This is a genomic window from Rhodovulum sp. BSW8 (assembly GCF_003314725.1).
Classification (GTDB): Bacteria; Pseudomonadota; Alphaproteobacteria; order Rhodobacterales; family Rhodobacteraceae; genus Rhodovulum; species Rhodovulum visakhapatnamense.
The window spans coordinates 449,111-472,002 of the sequence record NZ_QNVX01000005.1; the positions used below are offsets into that span (position 1 = coordinate 449,111).

26 protein-coding genes and 1 tRNA gene are annotated in these 22,892 nt (G+C 65.2%); 9 read left to right on the forward strand and 18 right to left on the reverse strand.

The window, feature by feature from the left end:
• Positions 1-42 precede the first annotated feature (42 nt).
• A complete protein-coding gene (locus DSD19_RS22535) occupies positions 43-165 on the forward strand; it encodes a hypothetical protein (protein WP_256359728.1) in 123 nt (40 codons plus the stop codon).
• Between the two features lie 203 nt (positions 166-368).
• Here DSD19_RS22535 and DSD19_RS04380 read toward each other — a convergent pair whose 3' ends face one another.
• A complete protein-coding gene (locus DSD19_RS04380; protein ID WP_075785862.1) occupies positions 369-1,184 on the reverse strand; it encodes a ferredoxin--NADP reductase in 816 nt (271 codons plus the stop codon).
• 290 nt (positions 1,185-1,474) lie between these two features.
• Positions 1,475-1,705 (reverse strand): hypothetical protein, encoded by a 231-nt coding sequence (locus DSD19_RS22005; RefSeq protein ID WP_207802411.1) that lies wholly within the window; start codon positions 1,703-1,705, stop codon positions 1,475-1,477.
• A gap of 21 nt (positions 1,706-1,726) precedes the next feature.
• Here DSD19_RS22005 and DSD19_RS04385 point away from each other — a divergent pair, with 21 nt between their 5' ends.
• The 4 genes from DSD19_RS04385 to DSD19_RS04400 all read left to right on the forward strand — a co-directional run bounded on the left by DSD19_RS04385 (position 1,727) and on the right by DSD19_RS04400 (position 5,635).
• Positions 1,727-2,290, forward strand: coding sequence for a Crp/Fnr family transcriptional regulator (locus tag DSD19_RS04385; protein WP_207802412.1), 564 nt, complete (start codon positions 1,727-1,729; stop codon positions 2,288-2,290).
• 163 nt (positions 2,291-2,453) lie between these two features.
• Positions 2,454-3,452 carry a TRAP transporter substrate-binding protein gene (locus DSD19_RS04390; protein WP_113668647.1) on the forward strand — a complete coding sequence of 333 codons (999 nt, stop codon included), beginning with the start codon at positions 2,454-2,456 and terminating at the stop codon, positions 3,450-3,452.
• 89 nt (positions 3,453-3,541) lie between these two features.
• Complete coding sequence (locus DSD19_RS04395) at positions 3,542-4,237, forward strand: TRAP transporter small permease (protein ID WP_075785865.1); 696 nt, start codon at positions 3,542-3,544, stop codon at positions 4,235-4,237.
• Positions 4,238-4,240: 3 nt separating this feature from the next.
• Positions 4,241-5,635, forward strand: coding sequence for a TRAP transporter large permease (locus DSD19_RS04400; protein ID WP_075785866.1), 1,395 nt, complete (start codon positions 4,241-4,243; stop codon positions 5,633-5,635).
• Positions 5,636-5,772: 137 nt separating this feature from the next.
• Here the strand turns inward: DSD19_RS04400 and DSD19_RS04405 are convergent, their stop codons facing one another.
• Complete coding sequence (locus DSD19_RS04405; RefSeq protein WP_113668648.1) at positions 5,773-6,225, reverse strand: iron-sulfur cluster assembly scaffold protein; 453 nt, start codon at positions 6,223-6,225, stop codon at positions 5,773-5,775.
• 67 nt (positions 6,226-6,292) lie between these two features.
• On the opposite strand from DSD19_RS04405, the gene hisI reads away from it, so the two are divergent.
• The gene (gene hisI, locus DSD19_RS04410; protein ID WP_113668649.1) at positions 6,293-6,652 is read left to right on the forward strand and encodes a phosphoribosyl-AMP cyclohydrolase; all 360 of its coding nucleotides are present in this window, start codon (positions 6,293-6,295) and stop codon (positions 6,650-6,652) included.
• Here the strand turns inward: hisI and gluQRS are convergent.
• From gluQRS to gyrA, 5 genes are all read right to left on the reverse strand, one after another.
• On the reverse strand, positions 6,649-7,479 hold the full coding sequence (gene gluQRS / locus DSD19_RS04415) for a tRNA glutamyl-Q(34) synthetase GluQRS (protein ID WP_075785869.1): 831 nt from the start codon (positions 7,477-7,479) through the stop codon (positions 6,649-6,651). The two genes, hisI and gluQRS, sit on opposite strands and share 4 nt — an antisense overlap.
• A 42-nt stretch (positions 7,480-7,521) precedes the next feature.
• The gene (locus DSD19_RS04420; RefSeq protein ID WP_113668650.1) at positions 7,522-7,716 is read right to left on the reverse strand and encodes a hypothetical protein; all 195 of its coding nucleotides are present in this window, start codon (positions 7,714-7,716) and stop codon (positions 7,522-7,524) included.
• Between the two features lie 64 nt (positions 7,717-7,780).
• The gene (gene trmFO, locus DSD19_RS04425; RefSeq protein WP_113668651.1) at positions 7,781-9,124 is read right to left on the reverse strand and encodes a methylenetetrahydrofolate--tRNA-(uracil(54)-C(5))-methyltransferase (FADH(2)-oxidizing) TrmFO; all 1,344 of its coding nucleotides are present in this window, start codon (positions 9,122-9,124) and stop codon (positions 7,781-7,783) included.
• Between the two features lie 46 nt (positions 9,125-9,170).
• The gene (locus tag DSD19_RS04430; protein ID WP_133260350.1) at positions 9,171-9,641 is read right to left on the reverse strand and encodes a hypothetical protein; all 471 of its coding nucleotides are present in this window, start codon (positions 9,639-9,641) and stop codon (positions 9,171-9,173) included.
• A 191-nt stretch (positions 9,642-9,832) separates the two neighbouring features.
• Positions 9,833-12,586, reverse strand: coding sequence for a DNA gyrase subunit A (gene gyrA, locus DSD19_RS04435; protein ID WP_113668653.1), 2,754 nt, complete (start codon positions 12,584-12,586; stop codon positions 9,833-9,835).
• A 195-nt stretch (positions 12,587-12,781) separates the two neighbouring features.
• Here gyrA and DSD19_RS04440 point away from each other — a divergent pair, with 195 nt between their 5' ends.
• Positions 12,782-13,051, forward strand: coding sequence for an usg protein (locus tag DSD19_RS04440; protein WP_113668654.1), 270 nt, complete (start codon positions 12,782-12,784; stop codon positions 13,049-13,051).
• 22 nt (positions 13,052-13,073) lie between these two features.
• Here DSD19_RS04440 and DSD19_RS04445 read toward each other — a convergent pair whose 3' ends face one another.
• Positions 13,074-13,550 (reverse strand): disulfide bond formation protein B, encoded by a 477-nt coding sequence (locus DSD19_RS04445; protein ID WP_075785875.1) that lies wholly within the window; start codon positions 13,548-13,550, stop codon positions 13,074-13,076.
• Positions 13,547-14,125 carry a YqaA family protein gene (locus tag DSD19_RS04450; RefSeq protein ID WP_113668655.1) on the reverse strand — a complete coding sequence of 193 codons (579 nt, stop codon included), beginning with the start codon at positions 14,123-14,125 and terminating at the stop codon, positions 13,547-13,549. Before DSD19_RS04450 ends, DSD19_RS04445 begins: the two co-directional genes overlap by 4 nt.
• 317 nt (positions 14,126-14,442) lie before the next feature.
• Between DSD19_RS04450 and DSD19_RS04455 the strand changes: the two genes are divergently transcribed.
• Positions 14,443-14,526, forward strand: a tRNA-Leu gene (locus tag DSD19_RS04455).
• A gap of 131 nt (positions 14,527-14,657) precedes the next feature.
• Positions 14,658-15,839 carry a site-specific integrase gene (locus DSD19_RS04460; protein WP_243627677.1) on the forward strand — a complete coding sequence of 394 codons (1,182 nt, stop codon included), beginning with the start codon at positions 14,658-14,660 and terminating at the stop codon, positions 15,837-15,839.
• A gap of 11 nt (positions 15,840-15,850) precedes the next feature.
• Here DSD19_RS04460 and DSD19_RS04465 read toward each other — a convergent pair whose 3' ends face one another.
• From DSD19_RS04465 to DSD19_RS04500, 8 genes are all read right to left on the reverse strand, one after another.
• Entirely contained in the window at positions 15,851-16,114 is a 264-nt protein-coding gene (locus tag DSD19_RS04465) for a hypothetical protein (RefSeq protein WP_165828038.1), read from the reverse strand.
• Between the two features lie 75 nt (positions 16,115-16,189).
• Complete coding sequence (locus DSD19_RS04470) at positions 16,190-16,549, reverse strand: hypothetical protein (RefSeq protein WP_113668658.1); 360 nt, start codon at positions 16,547-16,549, stop codon at positions 16,190-16,192.
• Positions 16,549-17,118 (reverse strand): lysozyme, encoded by a 570-nt coding sequence (locus DSD19_RS04475; protein ID WP_113668659.1) that lies wholly within the window; start codon positions 17,116-17,118, stop codon positions 16,549-16,551. The genes DSD19_RS04470 and DSD19_RS04475 overlap by 1 nt, the downstream gene beginning before the upstream one ends.
• Positions 17,111-17,350 carry a hypothetical protein gene (locus DSD19_RS04480; RefSeq protein ID WP_113668660.1) on the reverse strand — a complete coding sequence of 80 codons (240 nt, stop codon included), beginning with the start codon at positions 17,348-17,350 and terminating at the stop codon, positions 17,111-17,113. The genes DSD19_RS04475 and DSD19_RS04480 overlap by 8 nt, the downstream gene beginning before the upstream one ends.
• 113 nt (positions 17,351-17,463) lie before the next feature.
• A complete protein-coding gene (locus DSD19_RS04485; RefSeq protein ID WP_113668661.1) occupies positions 17,464-17,775 on the reverse strand; it encodes a hypothetical protein in 312 nt (103 codons plus the stop codon).
• Between the two features lie 28 nt (positions 17,776-17,803).
• On the reverse strand, positions 17,804-20,773 hold the full coding sequence (locus DSD19_RS04490) for a hypothetical protein (RefSeq protein ID WP_133260352.1): 2,970 nt from the start codon (positions 20,771-20,773) through the stop codon (positions 17,804-17,806).
• Position 20,774: 1 nt separating this feature from the next.
• A complete protein-coding gene (locus DSD19_RS04495) occupies positions 20,775-22,484 on the reverse strand; it encodes a hypothetical protein (RefSeq protein ID WP_113668663.1) in 1,710 nt (569 codons plus the stop codon).
• 113 nt (positions 22,485-22,597) lie between these two features.
• Positions 22,598-22,876 (reverse strand): hypothetical protein, encoded by a 279-nt coding sequence (locus DSD19_RS04500; protein WP_113668664.1) that lies wholly within the window; start codon positions 22,874-22,876, stop codon positions 22,598-22,600.
• Between the last annotated feature and the right edge of the window lie 16 nt (positions 22,877-22,892).

Sequence of the window (22,892 nt, forward strand, 5' to 3'; positions counted from 1 at the left end):
GAGAACAAAGTAGCAACACTGATCGACACCGGAGCCCGACCCATGCTGACCGAGCTGAGATCCGTCCTGACCCGCTGCCGCGCCACGCTTTGGCAGGACGCCGCAGGCGCCGCCGCGCTGATGGTGCTGCTGGTCGCGGGGCTCCATCTTCCGGGGCTTGTCTGAGCCCCATCCGCTGCCTGCTGTCCTGTGCCGGACCCGTCCCCGGGTATACGCGAAGCCTGCCTCTTCCGCCGCGCCGGACCGCTTCCTGACCGCCGCCTCCTCCCTGGGAGTGCGGCGGCTTTTTTGTGCACGGGGCAGGGCCCAAAGCAAAACGCCCCGCCGGGCAAGCCGGGCGGGGCGTCTTAAACGGGCGCGAAGGGATGTCAGCCGACGAAGGCTTTCTCGACCACATATTCGGCGGGTTCGGAATTGGCGCCCTCGTTCAGGCCCCAGCCTTCCATGATCGCCATCACGTCCTTGTTGAAGTCGAGCGATCCGCAGACCATGGCGCGGTCGATGGCAGGGTCCATCTGGGTGCCGTCAAGGCCGAGATCTGCGAAGACCTTGCCCGAGGCGAGGTTGTCGGTCACCCGGCCCATCCATTTCGACGTCTCGCGGGTCGTGGTGGGATAGTATTTCAGCTTGTCGCCGACGAATTCCCCGATCAGCGGGTCCTCGGGCAGGCTTTCGATCAACTGGCGGCCGAATTCCAGTTCCGCCACCTCGCGGCAGGTATGCATCATGATGACCTCGTCATACCGCTCGTAGGTATCGGGGTCGCGCATCAGGCTGGCGAAGGGGGCGATGCCGGTGCCGGTCGCCAGGAACCAAAGCCGCTTGCCGGGCAGCAGCGCGTCCAGAACCAGCGTGCCCACGGGTTTGGGGCGCAGGATGATCTGGTCGCCGGGCTGGATATGCTGAAGCCGCGAGGTCAGCGGGCCGTCCTGCACCTTGATCGAGTAGAAATCGAGCCCTTCGTCCCAGGAGGGCGAGGCGATCGAATAGGCGCGCATGATCGGCTTGCCGTCATCGCCCGGCAGCCCGATCATCACGAATTCGCCCGAGCGGAAGCGCAGCGATTGCGGACGCGAGGTGCGGAAATAGAACAGCCGGTCGGTATAGTGGCGAACCTCGGTCACGGTCTGCGCATCGGGCAGGGTCTTCTTGGCGGGCTCTGTCACGGCAGTCTGCTGGTTCATGAATGTCACGCGACGGGGCGAGCGCCCCGTTCCTCCTTCTAGGTGTCCTTCTCGGGCGGGAAAACCCCCATCGCGCCCCTCAGCAGGTCGCAATTCCGTTACCACCCGGCGGGCCGGGTTTTCGACGATTGCGGTAACGGCGACCATGACTCAGATCAAGCGCAAATGCCGCGGTGCTGTCGTGCGCTATGCCGCAGCGCGCAGGGTTGACGGTGGCGCGGCCGGGCGGCACACCCGATGGCCGACACGCAACGCCATGGAGTTTCAGAGCATTGGCTTGTCCGCCGGTTTCAATTTGCAAATGCAAAAAACCTGTTACGCTGCGTTGCTCCCGGGGAAATGTCGTCCTCGATGCAATTGCCTCCGGGCCGTCTGGTATTTGACAATTTATGAAAATCGAGCAGGCGAAACTCCGAATCCGTCAAGTCGGCTGGTTGCGGTCTCTTCCGGTGCATTTTGTCGATCTGCTGCTTGCCGGTGCCCGGCTGCGCAGCTTTCGCCGGGGCGAGGCGCTGTTTCACATGGCCGATCCGTCGCCGGACATGGTTGGAATCGTTGACGGAGTGGTTGACGTGGTGCTCGAGCCCGGAGTCGACGGCCCGCGTCTTGGCTTTGTCGCCAAGGCCGGAAACTGGCTTGGCGCCGTCGGCATGCCGGGCATGACGCAGCGGCGCATCTCGGCGATTGCGCGGCGCGATGCCTCCGTGCTGGCGGTCTCGGCGCATCATATCGAGACGGTTGCAATGTCCGATCCCGACACCTGGCGCCACGTTGCGGCGAACATTGTCAGTCATTTCGACAACCTCGGCCAGTTGCTGCATGCAAATGTGCATCGCGACAATTCGGTTCGCATCCTCATTACCCTGCGCCGCCTTTACGATTTCAACGATGGCGCCACCGAGTTTCCGCTGACCCAGGCCGATCTTGCGGAAATGGCCGGGCTGTCGCGGAATTCCGCCAACCGGGTGATGCGGCGCCTGGTCGAGGAGGGGCTGATCGAGACCGGCTATGGCTGGGTGCGGATCGTCGATCAGCCGCGGATCATGAACATCTTGAAACGGTCGCATCTGCCGGTCTGGGCCGGTTGCGAACGGCTGGAGGCCTGACCCGGCCTGACGCGGCCTGACCCGGCCTGACGCGCGCGGAGCGACCATTGCGCGCAGTCCCCATGGGGAAGAGTTTGGTTTTGCTTGAGACACGCAAGATCATCGGCGATAAACCGAGGCTACGTCCCCGAAGGGGGGGATGCTCAGATCTTGGGAGGATCGCATGAAAGCTCTGACCACTACCGCCACGGCCGTGGCCCTGACCCTGTCCGCCGGGGCCGCCTTCGCGGCCTGCGATCCGGGCGAAGCCGTTATCAAGTTCAGCCATGTCACCAGTGCGACCAGCCCCAAGGGCCTTGCCGCCGACCTGCTGGCCGCCCGCGTCAATGACGAGATGGACGGCAAGGTCTGCATGGAAGTCTATCCCAACACCACGCTTTACGACGACGACAAGGTGCTGGAGGCGATGTTGAACGGCGATGTCCAGATGGCCGCGCCGTCGCTGTCGAAATTCGAGAAATATACCAAGAAGCTGCGGATCTTCGATCTGCCCTTCATGTTCAAGAACATGGACGCCATCGACGCGTTCCAGAACTCCGAAACCGGCCAGGCGATGAAACAGTCGATGATGCGCCGCGGCCTTCTGGGGCTGGAATTCTGGCATAACGGGCTCAAGCAGTTCTCGGCCGACAAGCCGCTTCTGCTGCCCGAGGATGCCAAGGGGCTGAAATTCCGGGTGCAGGCCTCGGACGTGCTGGTGGCGCAGATGGAAGCGCTCGATGCCAGCCCGCAGCCGATGGCCTTCTCCGAGGTCTATGGCGCGCTGCAGACGGGCGTCGTCGACGGGCAGGAAAACACCTGGTCGAACATCTACACCCAGAAGTTCTTCGAGGTGCAGGATGGCATCACCGAGACCAACCATGGCGTGATCGACTACATGGTCGTGACCTCGGTCGAATGGTGGGAGGGGCTCGACCCCGAGATCCGCGACCAGCTGGCCACCATCCTGCATGAGGTGACGGTCGAGCGGAACACCGAGTCGACCAATGTCAACCAGCAGGCCAAGCAGGCGATCATCGACGCGGGCACCACGGTGCGCGAACTGACGCCCGAACAGCGTCAGGCCTGGGTCGATGCCATGAAGCCGGTCTGGGCCCAGTTCGAGGGCGATGTCGGTGCCGACGCCATCGCGGCGGCGCAGGAAATCAACGACCAGTACTAAGACGCCGTACCGGCGCCGGGCGGCGGTGGCTCTGACGGGCACCGCCGCTTCTGGCACCTGTTCGCCATGCCCGAGGGAGGCCTGGGACGATGAGTGGAGCCTATCGGCCAAAAACCGCGCTGGGGCGCGCGGTCCATGCCGTCGAAGAGACGGTGATCGCGCTTCTGCTGGGGCTGATGGTGCTGGTCACCTTCGTCAACGTGGTGCTGCGCTATGTCTTCAACGCGAGCCTCGTCTGGAGCCTCGAGCTGACGCTGATCCTGTTCGCCTGGCTGGTGCTGTTCGGCATCGCCTACGGGTTCAAGATCACCATGCATCTGGGGGTGGACGCGGTCCTCAACATGCTGTCGTCCCGGGCCCAGCGGCTCTTTTCTCTCGTCGCGGTGGCGATCTGTCTGGTCTATGCGGCGCTGATGATGAAAGGGGCTTGGGATTACTGGGCGCCCTTCGCGAACCTGGCGCCGACGACCGGGCACTGGTTTCCGACCGGCTTCGAGGAGATGAAGCCCTGGGATTATCGCGGCTATGTGCCGACCGAGCGGATCCCGCTGCCCGAGTTCCTGCGCGCGCCGCTGGAATACCTGTTCCTGCCCGAGGGCGAGGACCCCTATGAAAAACTGCCCATCGCCGTGCCCTACGCGATCATCCCGTTCGGGGTGGCGATGATGCTGTACCGGCTGATCGAGGCGGCTTTCCGGATCATCACCGGCCGCCAGCAGGGGCTGATCGTCAGCCACGAGGCAGAGGACGCGGTCGAAGAAGCCGCCCGCGAGAAGGACGCCTGAGCCATGCATGTCGTGCTTTTGTTTGTCATGGTCGTGGGGTTCCTGCTGATCGGCGTGCCGATCGCGGTGTCGCTGGGCATGGCCTCGATCATCTTCCTGCTGCTGTTCTCCGACACCTCGCTGGCGGCGGTGGCGCAGTCGCTCTATCAGTCGATGGCGGGGCATTACACGCTGCTCGCCATTCCATTCTTCATCCTTGCCTCGAGCTTCATGTCGACGGGCGGCGTCGCGCGGCGGATCATCCGCTTTGCCATCGCCTGCGTCGGGCATCTGCGGGGCGGGCTGGCCATTGCGGGCGTCTTCGCCTGCATGCTGTTTGCAGCCCTTTCGGGCTCGTCCCCCGCGACCGTGGTGGCCATCGGGTCGATCGTGATCGCGGCGATGCGGAAGGTGGGCTATACCCGCGACTTCGCGGCGGGCGTGATCTGCAACGCGGGCACGCTGGGCATCCTCATTCCGCCCTCCATCGTGATGGTGGTCTATGCCTCGGCAACCGATGTCTCGGTCGGCCGGATGTTCCTGGCGGGCGTCATCCCCGGCACCGTCGCCGGGCTGATGCTGATGACCGCGATCTATGTCATGGCCCATGTGAAGGGCATGCCCAAGGGCGAATGGCTGGGCTGGGGCGAGATCTGGGCCAGCTTCCGCGAGGCCTTCTGGGGGCTGATGCTGATCGCCATCATCATGGGCGGGATCTACGGCATTCCGGGCGTCGCCTCGGCGGTCTTCACGCCGACCGAAGCCGCCGCCGTGGCCTCGGTCTATGCCTTCCTGATCGCGATCTTCGTCTATCGCGACATGGGCCCCCTTAAGGCGCAGGACGGGCGCGGGCCGGTTGCGCTGTGGCAGAGGCCGCAGGCGCTGCTGACCGGGTTCATCCACCGCGACACCCGGCGCACGCTTCTGGATGCGGCGAAGTTGACCATCATGCTGATGTTCATCATCGCCAATGCGCTGATCCTCAAGCATGTGCTGACCGACGAGCAGATCCCGCAGAAGATCGCCAGCGCGATGCTCGAGGCGGGCTTCGGCAAGATCGTCTTCCTGATCGTGGTCAACGTGATCCTGCTGATCGGCGGGCAGTTCATGGAGCCCTCGGGGCTGATCGTGATCGTGGCGCCGCTGGTTTTCCCGATCGCGATCGAGCTGGGGGTCGATCCGATCCATCTGGGCATCATCATGGTGGTGAACATGGAAATCGGGATGATCACGCCGCCGGTCGGGCTGAACCTCTTCGTGACCTCGGGCGTGGCGGGCATGTCGATGATGCGCGTGGTGCGCGCCGCGCTGCCGTTCCTGGCGGTGCTGTTCGTCTTCCTGATCCTGGTGACCTATGTCCCCTGGCTCTCGACCTGGCTGCCGACGTCGCTGATGGGACCGGAACTGATCACCAACTGATCCGGCGGAGCGCCGGGACCTCGGTCCCGGCGCACGCTTTCACCTGTTGCGCCGCGCTTGGCGCGCGTCGCCCGGCCGGTTCGGGCCATGCCCGAGTCGGAGGCAGCGGTCGGATTTTCTGGAAGGGCGCCCGCGGCTCAGGCGCAGGCGGCGGCCTCGGCGGCGTCGAAGGCGTGAAGCGTGGCTTCGAGCGACAGCATGATCGAGGCGTGGCGGTTCCTGTAATCGCGCGCGGGCAGCAGCACTTCGAGCCCTTCGAAGGGCGCCGACGGCGCCGGGCCCTCGTCCTTCAGCATCGCCCGAAGCTGGTTTCGCGCAGTCTCGATCTCGGCGCGGGTCCGCCCGAGAATGGCCGCGCCCACGACAGAGGCCGCGGCCTGGCCGAGTGCGCAGGCCTTCACATCCTGCCCGAATCGTACGATCCGCCCGTCCTCGACATCGAGATCGACCGTCACCGTCGAACCGCAGAGCGGCGAGCGCTTGCGCGCGGTCCCCATCGGCGCCTCGAGCCGGTCGAGATGCGGGATCTCGGCGGCCAGTGCCAGGATCTTCTGCGAGTAGAGCTTGATCAGATCGTTCTGGGCATTCATGGCGTTTCCTTCCGCGCGCATCTGTCCTAAATAACCCGCGCGCGTCCGAATTCAAAGGAGTTCCAGAATGGCCTTCGATCCCGAGAGCCTTCGCTACAACGAGGCCGGGTTGATCCCCGCCATTGCCCAGGACGAAGCCGGAACGGTGCTGATGATGGCCTGGATGACTGCCGAAGCGGTGGCGCGGACGCTGGAAACCGGCCGGGTAACCTACTGGTCGCGCTCGCGCCAGGCGTTCTGGGTCAAGGGCGAGACCAGCGGCCATGTCCAGCGCCTGATCGAGATGCGCGTCGATTGCGACCGCGACTGCCTGCTGGTGCTGGTCGAGCAGGAAGGCCCTGCCTGCCACACCAACCGCCGCAGCTGTTTCTATACCGCGATCCGCGATGGCGCCGAGGTCGAGATCCTGTCGCCGATGGCGGATTAAAGCCCGACCATGCGGCGGATGTCGGCAGGGCTCGCCCCCTCGGCCCGATAGAGGGCGATGGCGCGGGCGTCGTCGCGCTTGGCCAGCCGCTTGCCCGCGTCGTCGAGGATCAGCCGGTGGTGGTGATAGGCGGGGGTCGGCAGGCCCAGCAGCGCCTGCAACAGCACATGGATCGGGGTCGCCTCGAAAAGATCCTCGCCGCGCGTGACCTCGTCGATCTCCTGGAAGGCGTCATCGACCACCACGGCCAGGTGATAGGATGTGCCCAGGTCGCGTCGGGCCAGCACCACATCGCCGACGGTTTCGATCAGCGCCCTGGCGTCGAGACGGTGCGGGCCGGGGTGCATTGGGCCGGTCTCGGTGAAGGCGGGCAGGTGGGGGCCGAGCCGGTCGAGCGCGCGCGCCATGTCCAGTCGGATCGCGTCCTCGGGTCCGGCCTCGGACAGCGGCCGTTCGCGGCAGGTGCCGGGATAGACGAGCCCGTCGGGCCCGATGACCGGCGCGCCCGCCTGCGGGGCCGACAGGGCCGCGCGGATATCGGCACGGCGGCAGCGGCAGGGGTAGGTCAGCCCCATGGCGCATAACCGGTCGAGCGCGGCGCGATAGGCCGAGAGCCGACCGGACTGGCGCAGCACCGGGCGCGGCCAGTCGAGCCCGAGCCAGGCCAGATCGTTATAGATCTGCGTCTCCCAGTCGGGGCGCGACCGGGCGGTGTCGATGTCCTCGATCCTCAGCAGCATCCGGCCGCGCTCGAAGGCGGTCAGCGCCGCGAAGGCATGGCCGAGATGCAGCGGGCCGGTCGGAGACGGGGCGAAGCGGGTGCGCATGGCGCGTTTGCTAGCGCGCGCCGGAGGGAAGGGCCAGAGTGCCTAAAGCCCCGCCCGGCGGTCCGCCCCGCGCTGAAAGATCAGAATCCAGGCCAGGACGATGAACATCGGATGGGTCAGCCCGCCCGAGAAGATGATCGCCGGGATCCAGATCACCAGCGTCACCAGCGCGACGAACCAGCGCCCGATCAGCAGGATCGAAAGCGGCGGCAGGAAGAGGGCGAGAATGTAAAGCATCGGGCCTCGGCGCATCGGAAACGGTCCCGCCCTATATGGGGCGTGCGACGCGGATGTGAAGCGCTCAGCCTTCGGCCCCAAGCCAGGCCGTCCAGTCTGCCTTGGCGCGGTCGGTATAGCCCTTGTAACGGTCGCGCCGCCCGCGCCGCCCGCCCTTCAGCCCCTCGACCGGCGGGAAGAGCCCGAAATTGACGTTCATCGGCTGGAAGGTCTTGGCCTCGGCTCCGCCGGTGATATGGGTCACGAGCGCGCCCGTCGCCGTGGTGGCAGGCACCGCAGGCAGGCTGCGGCCCTTTATCGCCGCCGCCGCCAGCCGTCCGGCCAGCAGTCCCATGGCCGAGGATTCGACATAGCCCTCGACCCCGGTCACCTGTCCGGCAAAGCGGATATGTGGCTTCGATCTCAGCCGCAATTCGGCGTCAAGCAGGGTCGGCGAATTCAGGAAGGTGTTGCGGTGGATGCCGCCCAGCCGCGCGAAACGGGCATTCTCCAGCCCCGGAATCATCCGAAAAACATCGGCTTGCGCGCCATACTTCATCTTGGTCTGGAAGCCCACGATGTTGTAGAGCGTCCCCAGCGCATTGTCGCGGCGCAACTGGACGATGGCATGGGCCTTGATGTCGGGCGCATGTGGATTGGTCAGCCCCACGGGCTTCATCGGACCATGGCGCAGGGTTTCGCGGCCGCGCTCGGCCATCACCTCGATGGGCAGGCAGCCGTCGAAATAGCCCGCCGTCTCGCCCTCGTGAAAGGCGGCCTTCTCGGCTGCCAGCAGGGCGTCGATGAAGGCCTCATATTGCGCGCGGTCCATCGGGCAGTTCAGATAGGCGGTGCGTTCCTCTTCGGTCTCGCCCTTGTCATAGCGCGACTGGAACCAGGCCTTCGACAGATCGATGCTGTCGAAATGCACGATGGGGGCGATGGCGTCGAAGAAGGCCAGCGCCTCGGCCCCGGTCTCGGCCCGGATCGCCTGACCCAGCGCGTCCGAGGTCAGCGGGCCGGTCGCGAAGATCCAGTGGCCGTCCTCTGGAAGCGACGTGATTTCAGAGCCTTCACGCCGGATCTTCGGGTGGCGCATCAGCCGTTCGGTGACGCCTTGCGAAAACGCCTCGCGATCGACGGCCAGTGCGCCGCCTGCGGGCAGGCGGTGGGTGTCGGCCATGTCCATGATCAGGCTGCCCGCCGCGCGCATCTCCCAATGAAGAAGGCCCACGGCATTCTGTTCGTCATCGTCCGAGCGGAACGAGTTCGAACAGACCATTTCGGCCAGATCGCCGGTCTTGTGCGCGAAGGTGCCGGTCTGGGGGCGCATTTCGTGGATCACCACGTCGATCCCGGCCGAGGCGGCCTGCCAGGCGGCCTCGGACCCGGCCATGCCGCCGCCGACGATATGAAGCGTGTCTGTCATGGCGCCCGATCTAGCGGGCGGGCGGGGCGAAGGAAAGGGGGGCCGTTCAGCCCGACTGGGCCCGGCCCATCCCGGCAGCGTCCAGACCGCGTTCATCGGCCACGATTTGGTCAAGTGCGGTCTGATAGGCCGCCCGCTCGGCCGATCCGGGCCCGTCCGCCGCGCGTCCGGACCGGGGCTCGGCGCCCAGCGCGACCGCCAGAAGCCCGGCGGCCAGCGCCATATCGAGCGACAGGCGGTCGGGATCGGGCGGCAGGGCGGCGATGCCGAGGCGGATCGCGACCGCCGTCGTCAGCAGGTAGAAGGCCAGCAGCAGCGCCGCGGGGCGTGCTCCGACGCCGGACAGCAGCCCGGCGGTGCAAAGCCAGATGATCGTGGCCCCGGCCCAGTCCAGAACGCTGCGCGGATCGGGCGGCAGCACCTGCAGGTGCGGCGCACCGGTCCGGAACGCTGCGATCACGCAAAGCGCCAGGGTCACGCGCAACAGCGCATGCAAACGGTTGGGGGAAACCCCCATGAGATTTTGATGCCCAAACATCACGGCGAGGCCCCTCATTCCTCGTTCGAGATACGGCGTCTTTCCGAAATGACGTCAAAGTCTGACCCGTGCACGCCTCAATTGTGGCAGCACAAAGGAAGATGTTTCGGATTTTTGCCGTCTTGTCGGGACCCCGGTCCACGCGGGGTCCCTGACCGAGGGGCCGAGCCTCAGGTGGCCGGGTCTTCCGGGGCGTCCTCGCCCTGATCGGCGATCCGCGCGACCGAGACAACCTCTTCGCCGGCGCCCGCATCGAGCACCCGCACACCGCCCGCCGAGCGCGACCGGAAGCTGATCTGATCCACGGGCACCCGGATCGATTGCCCGCGCGAGGTGGCCAGCATCACCTGATCGTCCATCTCGACCGGGAAGGAGGCCACAAGCGGCCCGCCACGCAGCGCCTTGTCGATGGCCTGCACGCCCTGGCCACCGCGACCGCGCACCGGATAGTCGTGGCTGGAACTGATCTTGCCCTGGCCGCGCGCGGTGATCGTCAGGATCACGTCCTCGGCCGCCGACATCTCGGCATAGCGCGCGGGCGAAAGCTGGCCGGCCTCGACCGCCTCTTCGTCCTCGTCGGCCTCGCCATTCTCGTCGGTGACGCCCGCCATCAGGCGGCGCTGTTTCAGATAGGCCACGCGTTCGGCCGGATCGGCCTCGAAATGGCGGATGACCGACATCGAGACGACGCGGTCATTCTCGCCCAGCCGGATGCCGCGCACGCCGGTCGAATCACGGCCCGAGAAGACCCGCACATCGGTCGTCGCGAAGCGGATCGCGCGGCCCATGGCGGTGACCAGCATGACGTCGTCCTCGGCGTCGCAGATCGAGACATTTACGAGGCTGACCGCCTCGGGCAGCTTCATCGCGATCTTGCCGTTGCGCTTGATATTGGTGAAGTCCGACAGCCGGTTGCGCCGCACGTCGCCGGCCGAGGTGGCGAACACGACCTGCAGGTTCTCCCATTCGTCCTCGGGCTCGTCGATCTTCATCAGCGCGGCGATCGAGATGCCGGTGGCAATGGGCAGGATATTGACGATGGCCTTGCCCTTGGCGGTGCGCCCCGCCTGGGGCAGGCGCCAGCATTTCAGCTCGTAGACCATGCCGTCGGTGGTGAAGAACAGCAGCTGGGTATGGGTGTTGGCGACGAACAGCGTGGTGACCACGTCGTCTTCCTTGGTCGCCATCGAGGCGAGCCCCTTGCCGCCGCGGTTCTGACTGCGGAATTCGGCCAGCGGCGTGCGCTTGATATAGCCGGACTGGGTGACGGTCACCACCATGTCCTCGCGCTCGATCAGGTCCTCGTCTTCCATGTCGCCGGACCAGTCGGCGATTTCGGTCCGGCGCGGCACCGCGAACTGGTCGCGCACCTCGCGCAGCTCGGTGCCGATGATCGCCATGATCCGTTCGCGCGAGCGCAGGATGTCGAGATAGTCCTTGATCTTGGCAGCCAGCTCTTCCAGCTCGTCGGTGACCTCCTTGACGCCGATCTGGGTCAGGCGCTGAAGCCTGAGATCGAGGATCGCGCGGGCCTGGGTCTCGGAGAGGTTGTAGGTGCCGTCCTCGTTCATCTTGTGGGTCGGATCGTCGATCAGCTGGATGTAATCGGCAATGTCCTGGGCGGGCCAGCGCCGCTCCATCAGCTTGACGCGGGCCTCGGCGGCATCGGCCGAGGCGCGGATCGTCGCCACCACCTCGTCGACATTCGACACCGCGACCGCCAGACCGCACAGGATATGGCTGCGCTCGCGCGCCTTTCTCAGTTCGAAGGCGGTGCGCCGGGCCACGACCTCTTCGCGGAAGGCGATGAAATGGGTCAGGAAGCCCCGCAGCGTCAGGGTCTCGGGCCGGCCGCCGTTCAGCGCCAGCATGTTGCAGCCGAAGGACGTCTGCATCGGCGTGAAGCGGAACAGCTGGTTCAGCACCACATCCGGCGTCGCGTCGCGTTTCAGCTCGATCACCACACGGACGCCGACCCGGTCGGATTCGTCCTGCACATGGGCGATGCCCTCGATCCGCTTGTCGCGGGCGGCCTCGGCGATCTTCTCGATCATCGTCGACTTGTTCACCTGATAGGGGATCTCGTCGATGACGATGGCGTGGCGGTCCTTGCGGATCTCTTCGACCCGGGTCTTGGCCCGCAGGATGACTGACCCGCGCCCCTCGAGATAGGCCTTGCGCGCGCCGGACCGGCCGAGGATCAGCCCGCCGGTCGGAAAGTCGGGGGCAGGGACGTACTGCATCAGCTGTTCGCTGGTCAGGTCGGGGTCCTCGATCAGCGCCAGCGTGGCATCGACGACCTCGCCCAGATTGTGCGGCGGGATGTTGGTGGCCATGCCGACGGCAATGCCGCCCGCGCCGTTGACCAGCATGTTGGGGAACCGCGCCGGCAGGACCGTCGGTTCCTTGTCCTTGCCGTCATAGTTGTCCTGGAAGTCGACCGTATCCTTTTCGATATCGGTCAGCAGCGCCTGCGCCGCCTTGGCCATCCGGACCTCGGTATAACGCATGGCCGCCGCGCTGTCGCCGTCCATGGACCCGAAGTTGCCCTGACCGTCCAGAAGCGGCAGCGACATCGAGAAGGGCTGCGCCATCCGCACCAGGGCATCGTAGATCGCGGAATCGCCGTGCGGGTGGTATTTCCCCATCGTGTCGCCCACCGCCCGCGCCGACTTGCGGTAGGGCTTGTCATGGGTGTTGCCGGTCTCGTGCATCGCGAACAGGATTCTGCGGTGCACAGGTTTCAGGCCATCCCGCAGATCCGGGATCGCCCGGCTCACGATCACGCTCATCGCGTAATCGAGGTAGGATTTCTGCATCTCCTTCTCGATTGCGATGACCGGCCCGTCATACGAGGGTCGCGCAGGTCCTTTTCCAGAACCGTTTTCGTCTTCGTTTTCAGGGATTTCCGGCGTGTCGTTCAACTTGGGGCCCGGCCTTTCGGCGTCATTCTAGATATTGTTGAGCGAACTTTATCAGAACCTTCATATGGGGTGCAACCGCAGACCGGCCCAGGATCTGGCAGCCCCCGGGAAAGAGTGCCAACACCCTGTTTTCATTGAAAATCAATCGAGCTTTGGCATGCTTTCCGAAGATCCACGCGACAGGAGAGACCAGACGTGCAGCAGTCCGAGACCGAGTTGATGCTCCGGGGCTACGGCCTCACCACCGCCGAACTCTATTACCGCATGCCCGATTTCAGAAACGTTCTCAACAGCTTCATATGGCAGGACTACGATCTTGCCCCGGATCATCCGCGGCTCTTCAAGTTCATCGAGTTCTGGCAGGACTCGATTGAGGGGCCGCTGCATTCGGTCCGCTTCACCCATCGCAAGCTGATCTCGCCCGGCGAGTGGCGCAATGTCGTGGGTGAATTCCGCGTGAATTGAGGCCTTGTTGCGCCCGCAGCCCTCAGCTGCGGCCGCGGGTCAGCGCCATCGCCCAGACCGCGACCAGACCGGCCGACAGCAGAACGTTGTAATTGGCCATGGTCAGGCCGAACAGCTGCCAGGCGATGCGATCGCACAGCACGATGGGCTCGACGAGGCTCGGGTTCAGCATCTGCTCGGGCGTCATCTGCGACAGGCTCGGACCGTCGCCGGTGCAGGAGGACGGCCCCGCCCACCAGTGCCGCTCGACCCCCGAATGATAGATCGCAAGCCCGGTCGAGGCGGCCATCACGCTCAGCCCGCTCAGGGTCAGGATGAATCCGCCCACGGCCACCGCCAGCAGGCCCAGCACCGCCGCGACCGCGTGCGGCCAGCGCTGCCAGATGCACAGCTTGCAAGGCGCGAGATCGCCCAGATACTGGAACCCGAAGGCCGCCAGAAGGATGGCCGCGGACCCTGCCGCCGCCAGAAGGATCAACCGGTTGCGCGTGACCGTCACAGGTACCTCACAGCGTAGAAGCCGCCAATCAGCAGCAGGACGAAAAGCGTGAAGAGAAGTCCCAGATATTTCTCGATGAACCGGCGCACCGGGGCGCCGAACTTCCACAGAAGCGCCGCCACCAGAAAGAACCGGATGCCCCGGGCGATGACGCTGGCCGTCATGAAAACCCAGAGATTGAGCCCGGTCGAGCCTGACAGGATGGTGATCACCTTGTAGGGGAAGGGCGTCACGCCCGCGATCAGCACGGCCCAGGCGCCATAATCGTTATAGCGCGCGCCGAATTCGTCGAAATAGGCGTCCTTGCCGTAGAATTCCAGAACCGGGCGGCCGATCTGCTCGAAGAAGGCCCAGCCGATGCCGTAGCCCGCAAGCCCGCCCAGCACCGACCCCGCCAGTGCGACCCCGGCAATGGCGAAGGCCCGCGAGGGGCGCGCCAGGATCATCGGCACCATCAGCACATCGGGCGGGATCGGGAAGACCGAGCTTTCGACGAAAGCCACGATGAAAAGCGCCCACATCGCATTGCGGCTGTCGGCGAGCGACAGCGTCCAGTCGTACAGGCGTCGGATCATGAAGGCTCCCGGGCATCGTCTGCCGCCTAGAAGCCATGCGGGGGCGCCTGCGTCAAGCCGAGCCGCAGGCGGTGACGGACGATTGACCGTCCGCGGCGGTCGGGGTAGAGGAACGCGAGGGGCCCGACAGGCGGGCCGGGGGGGGGGGCGCCACCGCGCGTCCCCGAGGTCTCGCCCGATACGCGAATCGTTGCCAAGGCCTTGCGCCGAGCGATCCGCCCGCGGCCCCGCACGAGCGCGCTTTCCCGGACCGGGCCCGGCGGGATGGCGGAACGACCAGGGCTCCGGCCTCCGCGGCTACCGGCGGGGTGCAGAGTGCGGGTGTGGCGGAATGGTAGACGCGAGGGTCTCAAACACCCTTTCCGCAAGGAGTGTCGGTTCGAGTCCGACCACCCGCACCAAACTAGCGTTTCAGGGCATTGCAGACCGCCATGGGAATAAGGCATACCTACCGGGGGTTAGGGGCCGGACTGTTCCAGAGTGACCCACAGGATTTCAAGGGAACACGCTGCAAGATGGTATGCTAGGTGGTATGCTGACGGTCAGGGAAATCAAGGCGGCGCCCGCGGGGCGCTACGGGGACGCGGGCGGTCTGTCCCTCATCAAGGCGAGCCCGGACGCTGGGAAATGGAACTTCCGCTATTCGTTTCTTGGGACGCGGCGCAACATGGGGCTCGGCTCATGGCCTGAGGTCGGTCTATCCGACGCGCGCCGGGAGAGAGACCGCTGGGCGGCCGTGCTGCGAGCCGGGCGAGACCCGATCACCGAGCGGAACGAAGAGCGCGCCGCCACGAAAGCACAGCGCGACAAGACAGATCCCACATTTGCAGAGATGGCGCAGATTGTCTTCGAGGCGCGGAAGGCAACCTTGCGCGGCGGCGGCGAGCGTGGCCGATGGTTCTCCCCGCTTCAGCGGCATGTTCTACCGCACATCGGCAAGATGCGCGTCTCCGAAATCACCCCTCAGGACATCAAGGGGGCCCTGGCCCCGATCTGGCGGACGAAATTCCCGACTGCCGAGAAGGCGCTGCAACGCACCAGGATTGTGCTGCATGAGGGGCGGCTGATGGGATTCGGCTGCGACCCGTTCTCGGCCGAGGCGGCGCAGCGGATGCTCGGGGCAGTCATCCACACGCCGAAGCACATCCCCGCTACCCCATGGGAGGACATGCCAGCGCTCTACGCCAAGCTCAGCGCAGGGACCGTGGGGCACGAGTGCCTGCGCTTCATGATGCTGACGCTGGTCAGGTACATGGGATGCGCCGGCGCGAGGGCGGCTGAGGTGGACGGCGATGTCTGGACCGTCCCGCCGGAGCGGATGAAAGGGACGCTGAAGCACGTTCGCGAATTTCGCGTGCCGCTGACCGATCCAGCCCTTGCGATCGTGCAGCGGCAGAAAGAGGCGTTTGGGGATGTCCTGTTCACCGGCGGCCGCGGTGCGCCGATCTCGAGCGCGGCGATAGAGAAGGCCCTGCGCGTGCTCAAGGAGGATGGTCGGCCACACGGCTTCCGGTCGTCGTTCCGCATGTGGGTGCAAGACACCGATGCTTGCTCATTCGATGTGGCCGAAACGATCCTGGGACACACTGTCGGCGGACGGATCGAGAGGACCTATGCCCGCTCGGATCTGCTGGAGCGGCGCCGCCCGGTGATGGAGGCATGGGCGCGGTTCGTCACTGGCGAGGCAGAGAATGTGGTGCGGCTGTCGGGCTGATGGAGTGTGGCCTAGCTTCCCATAGACCTGTCGAGCGCGTCGTTCTGCTTGAGCGTCTCCATGGCGCGGCTCACCTCTTCCTCCCACGCCCAGCGGCAATGATCGGACTGGCTTGGCCAGATAGCCGAGAGCGGCTGAAAGGTGGCGTTGATGGCACGGTAGCGCCAGTCCCATCGTCCGTCTCCGGCGCCGAGAACGGCCTCAGCATAGGCCCGGGCGGAAAGCGTCTGATCAGGTGAACCAGCGAAGAGAACGACGTTGGCAAATCGAGACACGAGGGACAAGAGCCCGCCCGCGACGGTCCAGACAGCGATCGCGCTCCGGTTCCTCATGCTGCAGACCCCCATCAGCTACCGCCTGAGCTCCCGGACCACTCCGATGGCCGCGGCCCCGCCAAAATAGAACGTCACGATCCTCAGCTGCAGGTCCAGCAGGTCGGCAGACAGCGCGTCGGTGGCGTCGAGCCCCAGCACCTTGTCCCAGATCAGCAGCTTGGCGTTGTAGAGGATGAACGGCGCCGCCCAGGCGGCCTGCACCCAGGCGGTCAGGCGGCCGCCGAGCGCTCGGTTCGCCTGGCGCTCCTGCAGCTCGGCGATGCGGATCTCGGCCGCGATCCGGTCGGCATCGTTGGCGGCGCGCAGCCGCGCCTCGTAGGCCTCGCGCAGCTGGCCCGCCAGCCCGCCGCCGAGGATCTGCACCAGCCAGCCCATCACGACGCCTCGCGCATGCAATAGCCGTATTCCTCGGTCCGGCGGTTCCGGAGCCCCGCGACGACGCGCCCGCCCGCCTTGTTCCACCAGGTCAGGGCCTCGCAGGCACCCGGCACGTCGCCCTCGTTCAGGCGCCGGGTCGCGGTGGATCGACCCGCCCCGGCCACGCCGACGTTGATGGCAAGGCTGGTAAAGGCCGCATCCCGGGGCGGCGGCAGGCGCCGGGCACGGGTCTCGGCCGAGAAGTGGGGCAGAAGCCGGGCGCGGTACTCGCGCACCTCGGCGCGCAGCAGGGCCTCGCAGTCCGCATCCGACAGGACCATGCCCGGCCGCGCGGTGCGCGTGTGGCCGTAGCAGATCGTCCAGACGCCCACGAGGTCCTGGTAGGCCGCGTTCCGCTTGCCTTCCCATTTCGCGATCAGCGGCACGGCGAGCGCCAGCGCGCGGGCCTCCTGCGTCTGGGCGCTTTCCGGGGCCGAGGTCGGAATTCCGATATCGGGCTGGGGTTGAGGGAAGGCGAAGACGGCGATCAGCACCAGACCGGCGACGGCGATCAGGATCTTATTCATCGCCGATCCCCTGCGCCAGAAGCCGACCGACCGCGCCGTAGGCCAGCAGGCCCAGATAGATCCAGGCGACCAGCATGGGCGGGATCGGCAGCCAGGGCAGCATGGCGATGATCGAGACGAGGCCCGTCCAGATCACGCCGAGGATCAGCGCGCGCATCGAGTGCGACCGCCACAGAACCGCCCGCCAGTTCGGAATCAACGCGGGAAGGTATTTCATGATGAAGTTCAGCATTTGGCCCTCCTTGGGCTCTGTCAGGTATGGTGAAGCCGTCTGGCCCCGACCTCAGGGCCAGACGATCAGCGCGAGCCAGATGACCGCAGTGATGGTGAGGTACAGGGCCGGGCTCATTTCCCGCCCCTCCACTGGCGCAGCAATTCGAGCGCGGCGGCGGGGTTCTTCTTGATGACGAGAAGCGTCGCGGCACAGACCTCGAGCGCCAGCGGCCCCAGCACGGTTACGCCCACAATGGTCAGGCGCTCGGGCGTGCCAAACCACTCGGAAACCTCCGAGCCGACCGCGAGCCCCGCGGCGGCCGAGGCGGTGGTGACGCCGAGGCGGCCTATCAGCGCCATGCCATCGGTGCGGATCCAGACCAGCACCAGCGCGGCGAATACTGCCAGCGCAGTTCTGACCACGTTCTCTGTCGTTTCGATCATCCCCGTCTCCTTCGGGCCTTGACGGTGCTTACGCAGGGGCGAGCGTGAGCTTCAGTTCGGTGCCGCTGGTGTCCCACGAGGCGACCAAGTTGGGATCGACCTTGATGGCGGTGCAGGTCGCGCCATTGGAAAGCGCATCGACATTGACGAACGTGTGCGTCCCTGGGCCCCTTCCAGTGCAGTCGGCTTCGAGGTTGGACCCGGCCTCAAGGATCACCGAGGAGACGACATTGGGCGCCGCGGTCCCGTTCACGCCGGACCGGAACTCGCGGATCGTTGCCAGATCGCCGTTTTCCCCAGCGACGAACCGGAGTGTCGCCCCGGCCTCCACCGTCAGCACTGCGGCTTCGCCGCCGGTCCCGTCGAACCCGACGCGCGGGCCGCCGCCGACGATCTCCATTTTCCGGCCGGACCTGACCGTCATCGCGGCGGCGCCATAAGCACAGAGGAACTCGGCCTTGCCGTGCGGATCGGTCGAGCCGTCCACATGGATATCTGCCGGTCCCGAGAAGGTGCCGGTATTGGCGAACCGACCACCCTTGACCGTCACCGCCAGCGGCGCCGCGCCCTGATAGCCCTTGATCCAGATCTGGCCGCTTTCGTCGGTAGTAAGCGCCCCGCCTCCGCTGCAGACCGGCCCAGCCGAGACGTTCAACCGTCCGTTCACCGCCTGCAGATGCCCGCCCGCGCCGAGATCCAGATCGGCCACGGTCAGGGTGTGGTCCTGGAAGAACACCTTGTGCCCGTTGAGCTTCACGGTATCGCCCGCGAAGCTGCCCGGGATCAGGTCGCCGCCCCAGTTGTTGGGATTGTCCCAGCGGCAGCCGTCCTCGGCCAGATCCGGCACGAAGGAACAGGCCGCGGCTTTCGTCCGCCAGGTCGGCGCGATTCCCACAGGGGCCTGCATGAAGGCGATGAAACTGCGCACCAGTGCCTTGATCTCGGGGCCCTGATGCTCGCGGAGCCACCAGTAGATGTCCATGATGTCGGTCGTGGTGTCGGGGGCGTTGCCCCGCTGCGCATCGTACCAGCGGAAGATCGTGGCATCGTTGACATTGCTCAGGTCGACACCGTCCGGGTTGTAGGTTTTCGCCCCCCAATAGGCCAGCGTCTGCCGCTCTCGTCCCTTGTAGTGTTCGAAGATGCCGCCCTCGCTGAACTCGTCTTCCACATAGATCAGCCCGTCCCTGCGAGCATGGACATCTCCGTTCCAGTCGCTGACCAGCCGACCCGCGTCAGCAGGGTCGTTCGGATTGAGATCGTGCAGCACAAGGAACCGGTCGAACGCCACCAACGGCGCGGAGACCTTGACGCCCTCGCTGAGTGCATTCCCCGCTTTGGGGCCGTCGTGGTAGCCCGCATGGGTCACAACCACGTCTTGTCCCAGCGACCGGTGGCCATCCGCGTAACCCGGGTAGACCGGATCGGAATAGTTGTCGAAAACGCCCTTTCCGAACGCAAACACCTGATTGCCCCAAGTGAATGCGCAGTTACGCATCACCGCGCCCGCGCGAAGCTGGATCAGCGACCCGCCCGACCCGAAGACGAAGTTGTCGCGCAGCAGGATATGACGGGTGTAGCTGTCGAAATAGATCGGGTGTGTCAGCAGGTTGGGGCCGGGGGGCGCAAAGCCTTCCAGTCCCCACCTTTCGTCCGATCTATTCTCGATGAACGGGTAGCCGTCAACATTATTGTCTATCGAGAAATCAGGAGCGAAACCCCCGAAACTGATGAAATTCCCTTGGAGTATGATGCCGCTACAGCCGCCGCCGGGTTTGACACAAGATGGACGGTAGTTGCCCGCCCAACTGTTTGGGCTCCCCTCCTTAACATCATCCGGGTTGAACGCATGCGGGATGATACTGTTTCGGACCGTGAACCTAGCCGGATAACCAAACGTATCCTGATTGTAGAAGTAGACGCTACCGAGGACGATGCAGTCCTCGATGATGACATTGGACCCGGCAGCACTTTCCACGCCTTGCCCCAACGGAAAATCTACTCCACGGATGACCAGCCCATGTACCTTGATAGAACCGTTGAATTTCATGAGCCCCAAGATCGGACGGGGTCCTTCCCCCCACGTGAGGACGGCATGCGGATGCAACAGGCCATCTCCACCCGGAAATGCGACCCCCTTCTCACCGCTGTAGTCGTAGCCCCGCTCGTAATAGACATAGACGGTCTTAAAGCCGTGATCATTGACGAGTGCGGAGACGACGCCTTTAGCCGCGAGAGGTGTGAGCGGCTTGGCCTGTGATCCGAAATAAGTCGTCGGATCGTAGCTCACGGCATGGTCGAGGACGGTGCCACCCCCGGGGGTAAGCTGCGCGGCGATGTAATCGTCCACGCGGCCCGTGGCCATCCATGAGCCCACCTCGGAGACCACATCTGCAAGCTCATAGGCGCTGGCCGAGAGGCTGATATGGATGTCGGCATGGGTCTCGCCGGGTTCCAGCACGGTCGCGTCGTTGCTGTCGACCGCCAGCTTGATCCCGCGCCCGCAGGACCAGCCGCACAACGTCCTATGGGCGTCTACACGGGCTGAGATGGTGGTGTCTTGTGCGCCCTTGCCCACCTGCTTCACGCGCAGCGTGAACGTGATAGGGTTGGTGCTCAGAACTCGGTCCGTAACCATCTTTGACAGCGGGTTCTCTGGGTTCCACAGAACCGTTGGCTCGTCGGAGACTTTCCGGGTCTCGGGGATGTCAACGGTGTTCACGATCACCGCGTCGTCCACAATCGACACATGCCCGTAATCCGAGGGCTGGGAGAACACCTCGATGGACTCGATGTCGGCTGCGATGGCATCGAACGGGATGCGTGAGACGATCCCGAGGTCCGCAGCCTCGTTAACCTGATCGGGAACCTCGGTCGGAGGGGTATATTCTGCCCATGCCGGGCTGCGCCCTGCAACGAGGGTATTCCCGGCGGAATTCCGGACGGACAAATCAACCTCGGACCCTGTCGGAATTCCAGAAAAATCTATCTTGGGCATATCACAAATCCCATTTCAATTTCAGGTAGTCATGGGCGGGGGATTGAGTTGCCGTATCTCCATCGAGAATGCCCTCGCAGAAACGTCCACCAAGCCCTCGGGACTCGCCAAAGCGGAAGAGTCTAAGCATGGTCGCATCCAAAGCAGTTGGGTATGCAAGCCCGGCGACCTGCGCCCCGTTCAGCATGAACCGAGCTACGCTATTGCTTTTGTCTGCCAAGATCTGGACGCAGTGCAGCCCGGAGACGGGTTCGACAGAGGGGAACGCGTTTTCCTGCCCGAAATAGAACCGCCCCCTGAAATACGCATCAGACGCGGCGCTCATGTACGCATTGACCGTGCTTCCAGCGCCCAGAGTCTGGAACAGGCTGTCCAAAATATTGTCTACCTCCCCGATATAGACAACGAGCGACAGAACCCAATTGCCATCGTCAGGGAAAGCGATTGCATCCGTTTCGAGGCGATCGATCACCCCGTCCATGACGACGGTGTTGAGCCCGTTCACATCGCTGGCCGCTACGCCGGTTGTCCCGGTCCCGGTCAGATGCGCGCTGCCGATCTTGTCGCTGATCTGACCGATCGCACCCGCGGTATGGGTGATGGTCGCCTCGTCCGAGGCATCCCACCAGGCCACAGCACTGGCCGAGCTTCGCGGGCTGTAGCCGGAGGACGAGGGGCTCACTATTTGAGCGGTTGCAGCAACGTTCGACAGAGCGTCCGAAGCATCCTGCTTCTGCACCAGATAGACCGTCGCCGAAATCGGCTCGGCCAGTCCCGAGATCGTTAGCGTCTGCTGGCCCGCGGCCGAGACCACACGAGACCCCGCATAGGGCGCCGCGACTGCTTCACCAGCGGCATCTTGCCCGGCCACGATTTGCGCGGCCGAGGGCGCGGCTCCGCTGGTGATCACATAGAAGATCGACCCGGCGGAGCGGTTCGTGGTCACGGCAACGGAGACTTGCCCCGACGCTGTGCGGGCACCGGAAACCGCAGTCAGGCTCGCGACCACGGTCCCAGAAATCTGAATTCCTTCGGTGGCCGCCGCCACCGGGGCCGCCGCGCCGGATTGGGTGCCTACCTCGCCATAGGAGAGGCCGTTCGCGACATCAGCTGCGACAACTTCATGGGTGGGCCCGGTCTCGCCCGTGATCACCGTGCCGTTCCGCAGCCAGCGAGACGTAATGGTCAGGGCGCCCAGCGTCTGCTGATAGACCCACAGGAACGGTAGCCCGCTCAGCGTCTCACCCAGCGCGGGCGTGCCCGACAGCGCCGGCTGCACAAGGCAGACCGGACCGGTTTCGAGCGCGGCCAGATCGAGGCTGAAACTGCCCGCATAGACCATGGGCTGGGACAGCACGAACTCGACCGTCGACCGGGCCCCGTCGGCATAGCTGACACCGAAGGTGCCGTCGCCATTGTCCCGGGCCTGGAAGTTCAGCGCCACCACCACCGGGCTGGCCGTACTGTCCCGGGTGACCGGGCTGCCGCCGCTTGGGGTTTCGATCTGGCGGACCTTGATCTGGTGACCGATGTCGGCCTCGGTCAGCACATAGCTGTCTTCGGTTGCATCGGAAATCGCGTCGCTGCCGCGATACCATTGCCAAGTTCTGACCGAGGACCCTCCCGAAACCGATCCGGCTGTCGCGTTCAGTTCATTGCCTTCGACTGCTGCGGCGGTGCCCAGGATCGGCGCGCTGTCGATCGACAGCATAGGTGTGGTTGAATCCGCTGTCTCGACAGGATCGCCAATGAGACGCGAACCCGCGGTTCGCGCCCCAGACATCCGGCTCCCTTTGAGCCGGCCCGATATGCCGGCGCGGAACATCAGGCCGGGCCGTCCGTGATCGTGGCATCCTGGCCAGCGACGCGCGCCGCGACCCAGAGGCGCTCACCATCCCGCAGCGTCAACGCCCGCTCACCATTCGTTTCAATCGAATGCCCCTGCTCCGCAGAGAGCAGGGGAGCAGTGTCGTCCGCGCTGATCGCGTAGAAGATCGGGTAGGCCGGGCTCGGGTTCGTCATGAGAACCCCGGTATCCCCGACCGCTGTGATGCGGGCGACGGGGGTCCAGGTCTTCGACAGGGGGTAGAGTTTAGTCGGCATGATGGGCGGCTCCTGC

What these genes read in the sequence shown, in the direction of transcription:
- DSD19_RS22535 (WP_256359728.1), top strand. Translation starts at nt 43, where the DNA reads ATGCTGACCGAGCTGAGATCCGTCCTGACCCGCTGCCGCGCCACGCTT.
- DSD19_RS04380 (WP_075785862.1), bottom strand. Translation starts at nt 1,184, where the DNA reads ATGAACCAGCAGACTGCCGTGACAGAGCCCGCCAAGAAGACCCTGCCC.
- DSD19_RS04385 (WP_207802412.1), top strand. Translation starts at nt 1,727, where the DNA reads ATGGTTGGAATCGTTGACGGAGTGGTTGACGTGGTGCTCGAGCCCGGA.
- DSD19_RS04390 (WP_113668647.1), top strand. Translation starts at nt 2,454, where the DNA reads ATGAAAGCTCTGACCACTACCGCCACGGCCGTGGCCCTGACCCTGTCC.
- DSD19_RS04395 (WP_075785865.1), top strand. Translation starts at nt 3,542, where the DNA reads ATGAGTGGAGCCTATCGGCCAAAAACCGCGCTGGGGCGCGCGGTCCAT.
- DSD19_RS04400 (WP_075785866.1), top strand. Translation starts at nt 4,241, where the DNA reads ATGCATGTCGTGCTTTTGTTTGTCATGGTCGTGGGGTTCCTGCTGATC.
- DSD19_RS04405 (WP_113668648.1), bottom strand. Translation starts at nt 6,225, where the DNA reads ATGAATGCCCAGAACGATCTGATCAAGCTCTACTCGCAGAAGATCCTG.
- hisI (WP_113668649.1), top strand. Translation starts at nt 6,293, where the DNA reads ATGGCCTTCGATCCCGAGAGCCTTCGCTACAACGAGGCCGGGTTGATC.
- gluQRS (WP_075785869.1), bottom strand. Translation starts at nt 7,479, where the DNA reads ATGCGCACCCGCTTCGCCCCGTCTCCGACCGGCCCGCTGCATCTCGGC.
- DSD19_RS04420 (WP_113668650.1), bottom strand. Translation starts at nt 7,716, where the DNA reads ATGCTTTACATTCTCGCCCTCTTCCTGCCGCCGCTTTCGATCCTGCTG.
- trmFO (WP_113668651.1), bottom strand. Translation starts at nt 9,124, where the DNA reads ATGACAGACACGCTTCATATCGTCGGCGGCGGCATGGCCGGGTCCGAG.
- DSD19_RS04430 (WP_133260350.1), bottom strand. Translation starts at nt 9,641, where the DNA reads ATGGGGGTTTCCCCCAACCGTTTGCATGCGCTGTTGCGCGTGACCCTG.
- DSD19_RS04450 (WP_113668655.1), bottom strand. Translation starts at nt 14,125, where the DNA reads ATGATCCGACGCCTGTACGACTGGACGCTGTCGCTCGCCGACAGCCGC.
- DSD19_RS04460 (WP_243627677.1), top strand. Translation starts at nt 14,658, where the DNA reads ATGCTGACGGTCAGGGAAATCAAGGCGGCGCCCGCGGGGCGCTACGGG.
- DSD19_RS04470 (WP_113668658.1), bottom strand. Translation starts at nt 16,549, where the DNA reads ATGGGCTGGCTGGTGCAGATCCTCGGCGGCGGGCTGGCGGGCCAGCTG.
- DSD19_RS04475 (WP_113668659.1), bottom strand. Translation starts at nt 17,118, where the DNA reads ATGAATAAGATCCTGATCGCCGTCGCCGGTCTGGTGCTGATCGCCGTC.
- DSD19_RS04480 (WP_113668660.1), bottom strand. Translation starts at nt 17,350, where the DNA reads ATGCTGAACTTCATCATGAAATACCTTCCCGCGTTGATTCCGAACTGG.
- DSD19_RS04485 (WP_113668661.1), bottom strand. Translation starts at nt 17,775, where the DNA reads ATGATCGAAACGACAGAGAACGTGGTCAGAACTGCGCTGGCAGTATTC.
- DSD19_RS04490 (WP_133260352.1), bottom strand. Translation starts at nt 20,773, where the DNA reads ATGCCCAAGATAGATTTTTCTGGAATTCCGACAGGGTCCGAGGTTGAT.
- DSD19_RS04495 (WP_113668663.1), bottom strand. Translation starts at nt 22,484, where the DNA reads ATGCTGTCGATCGACAGCGCGCCGATCCTGGGCACCGCCGCAGCAGTC.
- DSD19_RS04500 (WP_113668664.1), bottom strand. Translation starts at nt 22,876, where the DNA reads ATGCCGACTAAACTCTACCCCCTGTCGAAGACCTGGACCCCCGTCGCC.